The sequence below is a fragment of the Enterobacter sp. 03-F-07-AD-ECC genome (genome assembly GCF_047530935.1).
GTDB lineage: Bacteria > Pseudomonadota > Gammaproteobacteria > Enterobacterales > Enterobacteriaceae > Enterobacter > Enterobacter cloacae.
In genome coordinates this window covers 13753-25462 of sequence record NZ_JBLKBZ010000003.1, presented here as the reverse complement: position 1 = coordinate 25462, position 11710 = coordinate 13753, and the positions used below count along the sequence as shown (strand labels likewise).

At 50.6% G+C, this 11710-nt stretch carries 10 protein-coding genes and 1 pseudogene; 6 read left to right on the top strand and 5 right to left on the bottom strand.

Features of this window, described 5'->3' with window-relative positions:
• Positions 1-31 precede the first annotated feature (31 nt).
• The 3 genes from ACMWKA_RS05230 to ACMWKA_RS05220 form a co-directional block, all read right to left on the bottom strand.
• A complete protein-coding gene (locus ACMWKA_RS05230) occupies positions 32-313 on the bottom strand; it encodes a hypothetical protein (protein ID WP_152043863.1) in 282 nt (93 codons plus the stop codon).
• Between the two features lie 107 nt (positions 314-420).
• Positions 421-1176: a hypothetical protein gene (locus tag ACMWKA_RS05225; protein WP_152043864.1), complete on the bottom strand. Its 756-nt coding sequence runs from the start codon at positions 1174-1176 to the stop codon at positions 421-423.
• 367 nt (positions 1177-1543) lie between these two features.
• Positions 1544-2155 carry a DNA-binding protein gene (locus ACMWKA_RS05220; protein ID WP_152043865.1) on the bottom strand — a complete coding sequence of 204 codons (612 nt, stop codon included), beginning with the start codon at positions 2153-2155 and terminating at the stop codon, positions 1544-1546.
• 207 nt (positions 2156-2362) lie between these two features.
• Here ACMWKA_RS05220 and ACMWKA_RS05215 point away from each other — a divergent pair.
• From ACMWKA_RS05215 to ACMWKA_RS05205, 3 genes and pseudogenes are all read left to right on the top strand, one after another.
• Positions 2363-2862, top strand: a pseudogene (locus tag ACMWKA_RS05215) (HEPN family nuclease).
• Between the two features lie 12 nt (positions 2863-2874).
• Positions 2875-3648 (top strand): hypothetical protein, encoded by a 774-nt coding sequence (locus ACMWKA_RS05210; protein ID WP_152043867.1) that lies wholly within the window; start codon positions 2875-2877, stop codon positions 3646-3648.
• A gap of 270 nt (positions 3649-3918) precedes the next feature.
• Positions 3919-5043 carry a DUF3800 domain-containing protein gene (locus ACMWKA_RS05205; RefSeq protein WP_152043868.1) on the top strand — a complete coding sequence of 375 codons (1125 nt, stop codon included), beginning with the start codon at positions 3919-3921 and terminating at the stop codon, positions 5041-5043.
• 421 nt (positions 5044-5464) lie between these two features.
• Here ACMWKA_RS05205 and ACMWKA_RS05200 read toward each other — a convergent pair whose 3' ends face one another.
• Entirely contained in the window at positions 5465-8086 is a 2622-nt protein-coding gene (locus ACMWKA_RS05200; protein ID WP_152043869.1) for a TrlF family AAA-like ATPase, read from the bottom strand.
• 1013 nt (positions 8087-9099) lie between these two features.
• Here ACMWKA_RS05200 and ACMWKA_RS05195 point away from each other — a divergent pair.
• From ACMWKA_RS05195 to ACMWKA_RS05185, 3 genes are read left to right on the top strand one after another with little or no spacing between them, the layout of a single operon-like run.
• A complete protein-coding gene (locus ACMWKA_RS05195; protein WP_152043870.1) occupies positions 9100-9453 on the top strand; it encodes a hypothetical protein in 354 nt (117 codons plus the stop codon).
• A 15-nt stretch (positions 9454-9468) separates the two neighbouring features.
• Complete coding sequence (locus ACMWKA_RS05190) at positions 9469-9978, top strand: M50 family metallopeptidase (protein WP_152043871.1); 510 nt, start codon at positions 9469-9471, stop codon at positions 9976-9978.
• Between the two features lie 51 nt (positions 9979-10029).
• Positions 10030-10821, top strand: coding sequence for a tyrosine-type recombinase/integrase (locus ACMWKA_RS05185; protein ID WP_152043882.1), 792 nt, complete (start codon positions 10030-10032; stop codon positions 10819-10821).
• Positions 10822-11092: 271 nt separating this feature from the next.
• Here the strand turns inward: ACMWKA_RS05185 and ACMWKA_RS05180 are convergent, their stop codons facing one another.
• Positions 11093-11704 (bottom strand): GNAT family N-acetyltransferase, encoded by a 612-nt coding sequence (locus ACMWKA_RS05180; RefSeq protein ID WP_152043872.1) that lies wholly within the window; start codon positions 11702-11704, stop codon positions 11093-11095.
• Between the last annotated feature and the right edge of the window lie 6 nt (positions 11705-11710).

Genomic DNA, 11710 nt, shown 5'->3' with positions numbered 1-11710 from the left:
GAAGCGGTGGTTATGCCATCGCTTCATAAGATTAAAAATTGTTAGAACCACCGTTAATACCTTTTTTCTCCCAGCTGTAACGGATAGGAGATTTATATTGGTCCTGTTTGTCTTTAGTGACATCCGCTTTAGAGGTAGAGGCGAGCACAGATGAAATCACACTACCAATTTCTTGTGTTGCACTCGAAAGTTTTACCGACTCAGGTTTTTTCCGCTTTAACTTTGACTCATCACTAACGATATTACGGCGTTTTGTAGTGAAGCGCGCAAAGGTGCTGCTCAGGTCATCTTTATTGAAACCGTCCTCGCTCATAGTAACGACTCCTGATTTCGTCTAATAAATAAGCTACTAAAAATCCCCTATACACGCAAATTATTAAGCGCTATATGGGCCGTATAGGGGACATGTCAACCTATCTTTCAGATTCTACCTACCAGTTTATCCGTAGCATCGATTGCAGGTTGAAGGCTTCTGATAAACTCCTTCAACTTATACATACTTGAGCAGCAAGAAATTTCTGGCTGGTTTGGATTTACAAAAGGGTTATGTCCATTTGTCATCTGCCCTTTCAGTCCAGCCAGCTTTTCGGTAATCATGAACCAGCTGCAATCGTTAATCAGATTCAGAATGTAGATTGTCTCTATATCCAAGGTTAGCCGCGAATCCAGCAGGCGCGAGATTTCTTTCTTTATATGCACATTATGGTTTTGAAAAAACTCGAACCAGTCTGCATATATCAGCTTTGGGTGTGCCTGAAGGAGTAAAGGTGCGTTACGTGCAAAGGGATTGATACCCGTAAATGCCGCATAAAAATCTTGTTCGGTTGAGTCATAGCTCAGCGTGGAGGACACATTGCGCAAATGTTCGTCGAACCCTTTTTTTATCCGTGTCAGTATAAAATTAACAAAAGCCGCACTGGTTTTTTTTTCTGCAAACACTGGCGGGTGAATACAGAACATATAAAAAATGTAGCTGGCGATTACCGAGCCAAGAATGCCTTCCACCACCGGACTGATTGCAGACATAAAATGCAGCGGCGCTGGTATACTGTTCAGAACCGCCACCTTGGACAGCAATACAACCAGACTACCGAGCCCGATCCAATGATAAAGCGCATCTACCGATCTGAGAAATCGGTACGTCTCCTTGCATCTTTCAAGCATTTTTTTACTCATATTTTTAACTTTATTCCTTAGCCGGTATGGATACCTTAATGCTGACTTCCGCTTGCAATACTTGTCATATGAGGCCGTCAGTCTGGTGGCCCGCTGGAGTCAGTGTGATTGACGGATTCAGTGCTCCCCACGATAAACTCCTTCAGGGACGTGAGCGCCCTAATCTGACGGACCGGTAACCGTTCTGTCGCTTTTGTCGTGATCTCTCAGGTACTTTACCAGTGCTTGGCTGGCCAGCTCACAGCAGCAGTCCGGAAATGACCCCAGCTCCTTGTGCCAGTCGGAGGGCACCGCTCACCGGCGCGTTCCTTGGTGGAGAGCTCCAGCGGACGACGGAAGGCCTCCACACGGGCCTGTGTTCCCGCTCTCATTTCTTCGCCTTCCCGTCATGGCGTGCCAGGGCCAGCAGCTCGGCCTGCAGCGCACGGCCATCCTCCCGGGTTTCCTTCAACTCCGCTTTGGTGTCCTGCAACTGCGCCGCCAGGTGTTCGCCGGTAGCGGTCAGACGGGCTACCTGCTCGCGCAGCGGCAGTGCCTCTGCGCGCAGCCCGCGTACCTCATCAAGCAACCGGTCACGTTCGGTCACCACCTCCCGAAGCACCGCCAGTTCACTTTCCAGTGCGGTCACTTTCTCCAGCGCCTCGTCGCGTTCCTGGTCGGCCCGGGCGATATCGGTGTCGGCCTGTTCCCGGGCCGCCAGTGTCCCGGCTTCTGCCTGTTTCACTGCGGCCTGCCACAGCAGGGCCAACTGGCCGGTGAGCAGTTGCGCCAGCTCTGGCGGCAGAGCCGGCGTCCGTTCGCTGGCCAGTGCGCGCTGGCGTGCCCGAAATTCCCGCATCACCGGGGAAATGTGGGACAGGGAGCCGCCACCGAGGTGCTGGCGGACCTGTTCGTTGGTCGGGTTCGGGTTGCCGGCGGCAATGAGTGCGGCGGCGACGTCCTCGATCCGACGGACGGTGTCAGCAGGCAGGTTAGTCATGAAATACTCCGTTTAGAAGGTATGCATACATTTTAACCTGACTGTATTTTGTACACAATACAAATAATACATTCAATACAAAACCAACATACACCATCTTTATTTTCGCGCTCAGATCCGAAAACTCACTGAATCGGAATTGCAGGCCTGAGGTATCTGATTGACCTGATGGTATAGTGAGTTTTTGGACCGGAGCGGGAGGTTTGAATGGGAAATTATTCAGATTTTGAGACCGAATTTGTTCAGCGAACACTGGCATTTATCGATCAGTATAACGAAATGATTGAGGTGCAGGGCAAGCCGTTCAGGGAGCAGTACAACTACACGTTGACCCTGAATTGCCTTCTGGGTCTTATCGTGTTGCGAAAGAGAGGGCGCTCTCTTTCCTGCCTGCTGACCGTTTAACGCAGCAGCTTAAAACCAGCATGGGGTTACAGGAGTCGCAACTACCCGGACCCGAGATGACCCTGCGGGCTCTGATCCTTAAAATGAGAAATTCTGTGGCTCATTTCAGCGTCCAGGTTGTATCAGTAAGCGATGAGAGTCTTGTAGATCTGATTGCTTTCAGGGATGATCCGGAGGATGAGAATGCCTACGCCATTTTCAGCGCCCCGGAACTTTTGCCTTTCCTTAAATATTACGCAGCGCAGCTGCTAGAGAATATGGCCCGCCGTCGAGCCCCAGCTGTTAACGTCTTGGATTTGTAAGGGATTTACACAATGTTGATTCTCGATTGCTCCTCACGGTCTCAGGCATTGCATACACTATCTGCCGGATTTGGCTGTCCCCCTGAAAAGCTGAAAAAGGTGCTGCTGTCGCTCGATCTGGAGCATATCTACGAAACAGATCAAAGTATTATAGTGGATGCAAATCAGTTTCTGAAAGATTATGTCAGCGCGGAACTGGGCGAACCGGGTCCCTTCAGAAGGGCGCTGTGGTTTCATGGCACCAGGACTTTCGTCGATAATACTTTTCCTGCAGGGTTACTTGCGCTGAATCATTCCGAATCGCTTGCGATGAAGATGCTGCTTACCCATGCCCCGAACGACATAGTCCGTAAACACCTGCAGGAATGGGTTGTTCCGGGGGGCGTCCCGGACGAGATGTTTCAGCTCAGAACAGGCGATAAAACGCACTGGGGACCATACGGCCATTTGGTCCGTGAATTACATTTCCACGCCAGAAAAAATGGGCTGCATGATTATCTCCGGCTGCCGGAACTGGTAGAGGACGTCTGTAACGCCTATCAGGAGCAGTACGGCCACGATCTGACGCCGCATTACCTCAGGGTGCTTCATCCCTGTATTATCTGGTTCCAGGCGGATATTATTTATGAAAAAGGGGCACTTGAGACGGCCCTAGCATATGCCTATACATCAGTCCGGGACCTCCCGCCGGACACAAACGCAACTTTAGGCATAGACTGTGAGGGTAAATCAGTGTCCAGATCGGCCATTGCTAGAATCGAGTTTCTGCCGACCGGGCAGATTTAACACAAAAAAATAGGCCAGTATTTTGGTCCGTTTGTTCCTTGCTGTGATCTAAGTGGGCAAGATCACTGCAGAGTAGATCGGTTTCTGCCGGGGTAAGCCATGTTTTTGTAAGATCCGCAAGGCGTCCCGAATCAGCGACCTTTCTGAAGTTACCGGACTCCGCGTGGATCTTAAGGCTTAAGCGGATCACTTGCAGCCGACTACAGAAAGGTTTTACATTGACCTAGATTATGCCGTTTCCCTTCCTCCTGCCCGGAAAAGGATATCTGAATGCACTTTTATGTGGATGAAACAGGCCAGACCGGCCGAAACCTTTTTGACAAAACCCAGCCCGTCCTCTCCTATGGAGTGCTGTCCTCAGATGCTGATCTGGATAAGGTTGCTGAAGCTGATCTTGCCGTATTACGCAAAACACTGGGCGTGGAGCGCCTGCACGCTGCGGAACTGGGCGTGCATCGTCTTTCTGATGTTGTGGATACGCTGCTGGTCCTCCAGAAAAAGCACCGGATACGGTTTGACATCTGGCAGGTGGTTAAGCGCGATCACGCCATTATTTCGTTCTTCGACCAGGTGTTTGATCAGGGGATGAATCCAGCTGTTCCCTGGTCCGCATACTGGACCCCTCTGCGCTACCCCCTGCTGCTGAATCTGGCCAGCCTGTTTGATGATGAACTTGCTGCAAACGCATGGAGTGCTAGGCTGGAGGCTCATGATGAGCGGGCGGCGGCGCTTTTCTGTACCGTCAGTAATGAACTGGTCAGCAGGACGGCAGCCAGCGCGCTGGACCATCGGTCGAAACAGCTGATCACCGATGCCCTGAACTGGGCATCAGTCAATTTTGAGCGGCTGGGCTATAACTGTAAAACTAACAAGGAAAGGCTGCAGATCATGCCCAATATGATTGGCTTTCAGTCCGTGCTGCACGGTATCTGCTCCCGCCTGGGGGCTCCTGAAAGAAAGGCCTGTATCATTGTTGACCAGCAGTCACAGTTCAACACTACACAACGTGAACTTAACGAGTTCTACTACCAGATCCGGGAGATGCCCTGGGAGCTGGGGCCTGGATTACCCGTAATGAATATGAAAAATATGCCGGCTGAGCCACTTGTTTTCCAGTCCGGTACCCAAAGTGCAGGCCTGGAGCTGGTAGATATTTATCTCTGGACATTCAAGCGATTCATGGAAGATAAGGCGCTGACAAAGCCGCTTGCCCGCCTTGTTTATACCAATCTGAAAACGGCCAGGACCAACAGCGTGTCAATCCAGTCGGTTGCCAAGCGCTTTGAGGAACTCCTGGGTAAACTCCCGGTTCCTACTGCCGAGATAATGAAGCAGGCGCAGGAACTGCGGGACTTTGACGAAGCCAGACGCATGCTGCATGTGGTGTCGGGATAACCCGGCTGATGCCGGATATTCATTTCTGCGTTCATCTGCACCGTCTTAGGGGCTGGTTTTCATGTTAACCGGCAGGCGTGATACACGGCACCGCTTACTGTTATGCAGCGACGCCAGAATGTCAGCGAGCTCATAATCAGCCCCCATCGCCACATCATGCAGTAACAGGAAAAAAACCTTTACTGTCGCCCCTGCACGAATCCAGATACAGCTGCAGCCATCGAGCATGGCGGAGTAGGTGGCGTTGTTCCCGCTGCAGCCACTTCAGGGGCAGACGGGACGTCATATAGTCCAGGCTGCGCATTTCCTGATGAAGCGGTGCGAGAACAGCATGAAAATCCTCTCTGAGGATTCGGGTTAATTGGAAACAGAAAAAGCCGCATTTGCGGCTTTTTCTGCATGCTCAGTAAGCGTGATGGCATCAGGTTTTACTGAGCCATGAGCCGTAAACTTCCCTGCGACGCTCAAAGGCTTCCCGCCCTCCCTCCATCACAGAAATGATGTGCTGTTGTACAAGAGGGGCATCCACGCCCCCGCCGGCAGCCTGGATCTTTCCGTCTGAATATTCACAGGCACAGACATTTTCTGCATCTCCCAACACCGGAATGTTGGCATTATGAGTGGCAAAGATAAACTGGGTGTGGGGTTTCATTACCCGGATGATTTTAATCACGTCGTCATAAATCGTCTGATTGTCGAGGTCGTCTTCGGGCTGATCGATGATCACCACATCATTGTCCTGCTGATTCAGGACAAACAGCATTAATGCGGATGCGCGCTGACCCAGCGAGTGCTGTTCTAGGGGTTTGCCCCGGAATTCAATGGAGTAGGTATTGGGTATTTGCCAGGCAATCAGCGATTCTATCTGCTGTTCCAGATACTCGCTGAACGTCTCTGCAGAGCCGCTGATAATCCTCGGGAGTTTGTCCCTGTTCAGCCAGAGTTCACCAAAGTCTCTGAAGGTGTCAGCCACGGTCTGGTAGGTACTTTCCCGCAGCCGGCTGCCGGTAAAGGCCTCTTTCAGAACGGCCTGCATGGCTTTTTTGCCGTTTGCAAAGGACGGCACGATCTTCAGGGGCGAGTCGGCCTGGCTGATGCCGGCCAGCACGGCTTCAATTTCCTGATATTCTTCCACCCACAGTTCATACAATCGGCTCAGCGCCTCTGTCAGGCTTTTCTCCAGTAACGCCTGACTGCTTTCAGCCCGGGTCAGCTCGGCAATTTTCTGTTCCGCAAGTTCCAGCCCGGCCTTCAGCTTCAGAAAGTCAGCCGGATCGGCTTTTTCCACGCCTGCCAGCCGCAACTCTTCAGCCAGGCCACGCTCTATTTCGGCAAATTCCTCCGTCAGCGCCAGCTTTTTCTGCAGGAAGGCCTGCTGCTTCGTATCGAGTTCGGCGAGGAGCGGGCGGGCGCCGTCTACGATGGAGTTCAGGGAGTCGAGATGGGCCGTGAAGCGATCATATCCCGCACTGTAATCATCAATGTCTGCCTGGTTATGCGCTGATTCATGTTTCTGCTCCTGTTTCAGCTCATCGAGTGTTTCCTTGATCCCGTCCTGCAGACTGTCCAGCGCCCGGGTTGCCCGTGCAGTGGTACTGCTGAGATAACGCTCATCCCGTCCGAAAGTGGTCTGACGCGCCAGTTTTTCTTCCATACCGTGCTGGGCATAAAAGCGCAGGCGGAACTGCGCATCCTTCTCTTTCGCCTGCCATTCGGAGAGTGTTTCTCCTGATGTTTTCAGACGACGATACTCGCGTAACCTGTCGAGGACGACATCATTCTGCTGCCGGATTTTATTCCGCACGGCGGCCAGGCGCTCTCCGACCAGTTTTTCAATCAGGTCGTGTTCAAATCCCGCGCCGGTATTGGACAGATCTTTCTGGCCAAAATACACCGGCTTGTGCAGAACCGTTTCCCGAAGCGCCACCCCGTGCCGGGCCTGACCGTCAAAAATAACCTGCGGCTCCTGGCCGAAGATGCGGGTTATCTGATAGGCCCGTCCGTGACGGCACACGGCGTCAACGGTAATCTTCCCCCCGCTTTTGAGTAAATTACTGACCAGATTTTCTTTGTAATCGCGGTCAGAAGCCTTCTCGCCAAACGGAATGTCCAAGGCATATCGGATCCCTTCAAGTATGGAGGATTTGCCGCTGCCGCGGATCCCAATCAGGGTGTTCAGCTCCGGAGATAATTTCACCACGGTTCCACCGAGCGAACCGGCTCCCTCGAATGCTATCTGGCGGATATGGCTGTGGTTCAGGGGCGGTTTCTCGCCGCTGACGCGATGCGGAAAATCCTGCAGCGCAAAGCGGACAGCGTCAAAACTGTAATCACCCAGTTTCAGATAGCTGGCGACTTTTCTGGCACCGATGTGATCCAGCGTTTTGGCATCGCATCCTTGGACTTCAGCAGGATAGCGCTCACCAAGCACGCCCTGAATTTTGACCCGCAGGTCGAGGGTCATCACCTTCTGAAATCCCGTCACGCGCCGGCGGACAAGGTCATTTTTAAAAAGCTCCCCGATCCGGCCAGGGCTCAGCCCGCCCCATAACCCGTTATGGGCCTCCACGTGAGCAAACACAATAAAGTAATCCCGTTCGTACCGGTCAAGGCGCTGGATGGTCTGTGTGATATTTTCTGTTGAACGGGCATTTTCGTTCTCAAAATTATCAACGCCCGCAAACGTGGCCGTCAGGAAACTTTCAATATGATTCGTCTGCTGTAGATTGATAAACCACTCATCAGCAAAGACCACGAGCGTGTGCACGCCGGCTTGGCCATCATTGACGGACAGCTCCACGCCGGGTAGTAGCCCTATACCTTCACGGCGCGCCGCTTTACGCAGTGCAATGAACTCACCGGGGTCAAATTTATTGTGATTGGTGATAACCCCCAGCCCCACTTCCGCCGCTTTAAGGGTATTCACATAGTCGGTAATAAATCTGTCGCTTTCGCCGGCATAGCGAAATTCTTTATCTGCACGGGTATGCAGGTGAAAATCCACCTTGACCCAGCAGGATCCATTCTCAAATACGGGATACATTCCTTGATACCTTTATTCAGTCGCTGATGAATGCCCGGAGGCTTTGCTTAATGTCATTTATATTAGGGCGATCCCGTTCCGGCTTCATTTTATTTCCGTAGCCGCTTAATAAATCTTTGATCTGAACCCGAACCGCATTTAACCGGTTACGAATGAGGGCGGCCGGCAGTCTTTTCCGATGTGCTGAATTAAGCAATAGAAAGTGATTATTATTGCATATCAGACATTAATGCCAAAAAAGAAATAATAATTTATGGTTATTGCAGATTAAGCAGTAGTTTTTTTCTTCTCGCACAGATCCGATTTCTGGTGGTCCCGGTTCTTCTTTTCGGCCTCCGGGGCGCTGCGGCCATTTAATCCACCATGTGGTAGTTAATACCGCACCGGTCACGCTATATGCTGTATCTTCGCCCCCGGCCTTATTCCCTGACCGTGATACACTTCCGGAAACTGCTGTAGAGCAGAAAAATCTGATCACCTTGAAACCGGCATTCGGTAATTTAATGGAGTGGTTATATATCTGTTTATTATCAGGTTAGTGATTATCACTCACTGCGACAATGCGGAAAGAAAGGGTGGCGTCGGGGCGGGGGAAGGTTTGACGGCGGGACTATTTTCATGAAAGGTATTGGGGGAGATCAGTGAGCAAACGAATGCCGGTTGAAATACAACAAATATTTGAGGCGCTGATATGTATCGGACACACCCGTCTCTGGCTTCGTGATAACGGAAAGTACAATCGCCTTATCATTACCAGGGATAACCTAGTCGCTGCCAGCTATAACCCATACCTCAGGAGCTGGAATTTTCGCAAAAATGCCTGTCGGGTGAATGACAATACGAAAAATGAATCCCCACCAGGGGGCTTCCTCACTGAACTCATAGACCCAGGTCATGCAGCACAACAGATATATCTAATAAATGACTGGTAATAGCAAAAGCCACCCGCAATTGAACCAATCAATGATGGCGGGATTTCTCTATAAAGCAGCGTAACAACAAAGGAGTTAAGGATGGGGCGTTCCACTAAGGTGATTATCAAGGGGAGGGAGTTTCCTTCCAAAAAAGCAGCTGTGGGGCATTTCATGGATCAGCGTGAAACAGTCAAAGAAGCGGGCCCGCTGAAAGAGGGAAAATTGTTTGATGAATTACGCGAGCTTTATCTGCGTTACTGCGAAGTGACCAGCTTTGATCTTAATGGAAGGATTATCTATGCCTTCAGTGTGGATTATGAGCCGCGACAGAACGGTCAGACCTGGGCATCTCACCTGTGCTACTGGGTACATTTCTCGCCGAAGCAGAGTTTGTCCTTTTCGGTCAGAGAAGCGGTGGATGAAATTGCAAAAGCTGCTGCTAAACAAATTTAATGGCGGGCGGGATTTATGATTAAAGAAATTCCATTGCTCTCTTTTGAATATCTGCATTACATCGTTGATAGCCTTGGATGGATGCTGCCGGTTTATTTATATCTCTTCAGTTTTATTTACGCATTTATTCATGAATCCGGACATGCCCTTATGGCCATGTGCCTGGGAACTCGGGTAACGCGCTTTCAAGTGGGGAAACCTGTCTTGTTCCGGTTCAAAAGGGGCAGACTTATCCTGAAGTTTGGATTGCTTTTTCCGGACGGAGGTGTCAGTTACCACTATGCGAATGATGCCCCCAGGTGGAAAGTTATGGCGGCGGCGCTGGCCGGTCCATTATTGCCCGTGATTCTGTCAGTACCAGTTTTTACTCTTACCGGTATTCAGCCACTAATGGTCATTGCCGGGTTGATTGTAATGATACTGACTCTGGTTAACCTAAATCCCTTCATGATGGAAACAGATGGCCAGAAAGTTCTCAAGCATCTGCATGCCATAGTTCAGGGGCGGAAGGTCCTGAATTCCTGAGCAACTGTTACACGAGTTCTATCTACTTAGTTGAAAGGAATGCTGATGAAGATGTCTCTTCTTGGTCTGCCAAGCGAATATGTTGCCCAGTCACAGCAGCTTCCTGTGGCTATCGACTATCCGGCGGCGCTGGCGCTGCGGAAGATGGCTCTTTTGCATGTCGAACTGCCGAAATACCTGCTGGCGCCGGAAGTGAGCGCGTTACTCCATTATGTCCCGGATCTGCACCGCAAAATGCTGCTAGAGACGCTTTGGAACATCGGCGCGCGCATCAACGAAGCGCTGGCGCTGACGAGGGGCGATTTTTCTTTGACGCCGCCTTGGCCGTTTGTACAGTTGGCCACTCTCAAGCAGCGCACGGAAAAAGCGGCCAGAGCAGCAGGGCGTGCGTTAGCCGACAGTCAGGTACATCGCTTGGTCCCCCTCTCAGATAATCAGTACGTCAGCCAGCTGCAGATGTTAGTGGCTACCCTGAAAATTCCGCTGGAGCGTAAACACAAACGTACCGGCAGAATGGAAAAGGCACGCATCTGGGAGATCACCGACCGGACGGCAAGGACATGGGTGAATGAAGCGGTTGAAGCCGCTGCGGCCGACGGCGTGAGGTTCTCAGTGCCGGTGACGCCTCTCACGTTCCGTCACTCCTATGCCATGCACATGCTGTACGCCGGTATTCCGCTGAAGGTGCTACAGAGTCTGATGGGGCATAAGTCGGTAAGCTCGACGGAGGTGTACACGAAGGTGTTTGCCCTTGATGTCGCTGCCAGACACCGGGTTCAGTTTCAGATGCCTACAGATGAAGCAGTAAGTTTGATGAAGCAGATTACTCAACATGTGGAGTAAACCGGCACTATACAGATCAGCCAGAATTATCTAATCGAAGCGCGCGGCTGTATCTCGTCAAACAGATTTAGTTGAGTGACACGCTCCTCAATAATAGATGCGGTGCGGACTTAGCCATGTCCGCTTGGCACACAGAGGATCTTTAGATCCGTCAAGGCTGTGGTTATGCAGACATCGTTCAGATTGTTAATGACAGAAAATAGTTAGAATAAATCTCCGCAGCAGAAATCAAGGATTAGTGAGAGTGTTGTTGAGTCTGTCTTCAAGAAAATCACAACCTTTTACAAAATAGGTAAGACGTTACCTCCAGGGTTCGTGGGCCTATTTTCAGGTGCACTCTCTTTTTGCCAGCCTCCTGAAAACCTCTTTTCTGATAAAACTGGAACGTGGAACCCGTATCGGTGAAAAGATAAATTTTTTTTCCTTTTTCCCTGGCCTCAAGCTCTTTAAGCAGGAGGGAGCCAATTCCAGCTCCTTTCGTTTCAGGGGCGACGGCAAAAAAAGTAATTTCACCATCGAACTGAGAGCAATGTGAATTTTCCTGTAACATTTTCATATTGAGGTTGTCCAGTTCCTCACCGGAATGACCGTATAATTTTCTTATAATCCACTCTAATGTCGCAACGAAAATCTTCCGCAAAACGGAACTACAGATTGCTGGGTGATCGTTCATTTTTGCTATAAGTACACCAGACAACTTGTCCCCTGAATAAGCTCCCATAAGATGAGTTGCATGTAATAACTCATAATTCCAGTAGTGTTGTATGTACAATAAAAGATGCAGCCTACTTGATGTGTACCAGCTGAGATGCATGCCAGAAATAGCAAACTGCCTGGCTCTGCGATGGTCTTTCTTTTGAACTTCTTTAATGGTTATGTCCATGCTCAA

Bases quoted from the DNA above. Each gene is read 5' to 3' on its own strand.
- ACMWKA_RS05230 (WP_152043863.1), bottom strand. From the start codon at position 313: ATGAGCGAGGACGGTTTCAATAAAGATGACCTGAGCAGCACCTTTGCG.
- ACMWKA_RS05225 (WP_152043864.1), bottom strand. From the start codon at position 1,176: ATGAGTAAAAAAATGCTTGAAAGATGCAAGGAGACGTACCGATTTCTC.
- ACMWKA_RS05220 (WP_152043865.1), bottom strand. From the start codon at position 2,155: ATGACTAACCTGCCTGCTGACACCGTCCGTCGGATCGAGGACGTCGCC.
- ACMWKA_RS05210 (WP_152043867.1), top strand. From the start codon at position 2,875: ATGTTGATTCTCGATTGCTCCTCACGGTCTCAGGCATTGCATACACTA.
- ACMWKA_RS05205 (WP_152043868.1), top strand. From the start codon at position 3,919: ATGCACTTTTATGTGGATGAAACAGGCCAGACCGGCCGAAACCTTTTT.
- ACMWKA_RS05200 (WP_152043869.1), bottom strand. From the start codon at position 8,086: ATGTATCCCGTATTTGAGAATGGATCCTGCTGGGTCAAGGTGGATTTT.
- ACMWKA_RS05195 (WP_152043870.1), top strand. From the start codon at position 9,100: ATGGGGCGTTCCACTAAGGTGATTATCAAGGGGAGGGAGTTTCCTTCC.
- ACMWKA_RS05190 (WP_152043871.1), top strand. From the start codon at position 9,469: ATGATTAAAGAAATTCCATTGCTCTCTTTTGAATATCTGCATTACATC.
- ACMWKA_RS05185 (WP_152043882.1), top strand. From the start codon at position 10,030: ATGTCTCTTCTTGGTCTGCCAAGCGAATATGTTGCCCAGTCACAGCAG.
- ACMWKA_RS05180 (WP_152043872.1), bottom strand. From the start codon at position 11,704: ATGGACATAACCATTAAAGAAGTTCAAAAGAAAGACCATCGCAGAGCC.